The organism is Streptomyces sp. NPDC004788, assembly GCF_053601115.1.
Window position 1 is genome coordinate 1 of record NZ_JBSGBF010000206.1, and the last position, 2,278, is coordinate 2,278.

Consider the following 2,278-nt stretch of genomic DNA (forward strand, 5'->3'; position numbering starts at 1 on the left):
AGGACCCGCGCGCCCCGGAGCGGCACGCCCTCCCCCCCCCCCCCGACCGGGCGGGGGTCGGTCGCCCCGCCCCGGCGCGGCCGGCCCCCCCCCCCCGCGCGCACCACGCGGCACGGGCGTCCTTCGAGGCGGGCGAGTGGCGGCTGACCCCGCCGGCCGAGCGGATCGCCGTCCTGCGGCGGTTCAACGCACTGCGCGAGCAGAACGCGGAGAAGATCGCTCACCTGATCTCGCTGGAGAACGGGTCGGCCGGATGGTTCACCCGCGCCGGACAGCCCGGTCTCACCCGGCAGGCGAATGCCTACCTGAAGGCGGCGGAGGAGTTCGCGTGGGAGGAGACGCTGGTGCCCTCGGACCCCGCCTCCCCGGTGCGCAGTGTGGTGCGCCGTGAGGCGGTCGGCGTCGTGGCCGCGGTGATCCCGTGGAACTCGCCCTTCTCCTCGGCCACTTCGAAGATCATCCCCGCTCTGCTCGCCGGCAACTCCGTCGTTCTGAAGGTGTCTCCGGAGAACGCGCTGAGCATGGGTTTCCTCGCCGAGCTGTTGGAGCGGACAGGCCTGCCGGAGGGCGTGGTCAGCGTCCTCTCGGCAGACCGGGAGACCAGTGAGTACCTGATCTCCCACCAGGAGGTCGACAAGATCGCCTTCACCGGCTCGACGCGGGCCGGCCGTCGCATCGCCGCCATCGCGGGCGAGCAGCTCAAGCGCGTCAGCCTGGAGCTGGGCGGCAAGTCCGCAGCCGTCATCCTGCCGGACGCCGACATCGACAAGGCCGTCGCCGGCCTGAAGTTCGGCTCCCTGCTCAACAACGGTGAATCGTGCATCGCGCAGACCAGGATCCTGGCGCCCCGCAGTCGTTATGACGAGGTCGTGACCGCGCTGAAGGAAATGGTGGAGTCGCTGAAGGTCGGCGACCCGGGCGACCCCGACACCTTCATCGGCCCGATGATCCGCCCCGACCAACAGGAGCGCGTGCGCACCTACATCCAGCTCGGCATCGACGAGGGCGCCCGCCTGGTCACCGGCGGCCCGCACATTCCCGAGGGCCTGGAGAAGGGCAACTACGTCACCCCCACCGTCTTCGCCGACGTCGACAACTCCATGCGGATCGCGCAGGAGGAGATCTTCGGCCCGGTCCTGGTCGTCATCGCCTACGACGACGAGGACGACGCCGTCCGCATCGCCAACGACTCCGAGTACGGCCTCTCCGGCGGGGTGTGGTCCTCCGACGAGGAACGCGCCCTCGCCGTCGCCCGCCGCATCCGTACCGGCACCGTCACCGTCAACGGCGCCTCCGTCGCGTTCGACGGCCCGTTCGGCGGCTTCAAGGCCAGCGGCATCGGCCGCGAGTACGGCGCCATCGGCCTCGGTACCTACACCGAGTACAAGACCATCACCGTCTGATCCCACCCCGGTCCTCGTACGAGAGGACCTGACCGCGGACAGCGGCAGGTGGCCCGAACAGCAGGTGGCCCGAACACCCGCCGCTGTCGCGGCGTTTCCGGCTATCCTCGCATACATACGTGTGTCACTGTTCCGTCGACCGGCACGTATGCACACACAGTCGAAGACGGCCGACGTGCTCCTCGCCATCACCATCGCCATCGCCATCGCCCGCGGCATCAGCCGCCGGTGGGCCGAACACGGCATCACCGCCAATGCGACCGGCTGTGGACCAGGCCCTTCCCGTCGTCAGCCATGAAAGGGAACGACATGAACGACAGCATGCGAAGCCCCCAGTTCCTCCTGGTGCACGGTGCGTGGCACGGGTCGTGGTGCTGGCGCGAGCTCCAGGACGTCCTCGCCGACCGCGGCTGGCCCAGCCACACGGTCGACCTGTCGAGCGTCGTCCCCCAGGGAGCGGACGGGAAGCTCCCCGGCCTCCTGGACGACGCCCGGGTGATTCGCGAGAGGATCGATGCCATCAAGGCCCCTCTCGTGGTCGTCGCGCGCTCCTACGGTCGCGCTCCGGTCACTCAGGCCACCCCGGGAGCGGCCAACGTGGCACACATCGTGTACGTCTCCGCGGCGGACCCGAACACGAAAAACGGAAGGCGCCGGTGAGACCCGTGACCCGGCGCCAGACCCATGTTCCTGGGTCCGAATCGAGAGCACTGACATCCCGGCGCTGGAATCGCCTGCGCACGGCGAGTGGTTCGTACAGTCTCCGACTGAGGGTCCCGACCCGTTGGCTCACGGCTGCTGGAGATCGTCGAGGCGCTGAACTACCGGCCTGGGACGGCCGTGCCGCTGGTGCGCGGGCGTCGCCTCGCGACGCC

At 69.9% G+C, this 2,278-nt stretch carries 2 protein-coding genes; both read left to right on the plus strand.

Going from position 1 to position 2,278, the window contains the following annotated elements; all coding sequences use genetic code 11:
* Positions 1 to 1,403, plus strand: a 1,403-nt coding sequence (locus ACWEJX_RS37710; protein WP_451611920.1) for an aldehyde dehydrogenase, incomplete at its 5' end; no start/stop codon positions are given.
* A 309-nt stretch (positions 1,404 to 1,712) separates the two neighbouring features.
* Positions 1,713 to 2,063: an alpha/beta fold hydrolase gene (locus ACWEJX_RS37715; protein WP_451611921.1), complete on the plus strand. Its 351-nt coding sequence runs from the start codon at positions 1,713 to 1,715 to the stop codon at positions 2,061 to 2,063.
* Positions 2,064 to 2,278: the final 215 nt, after the last annotated feature.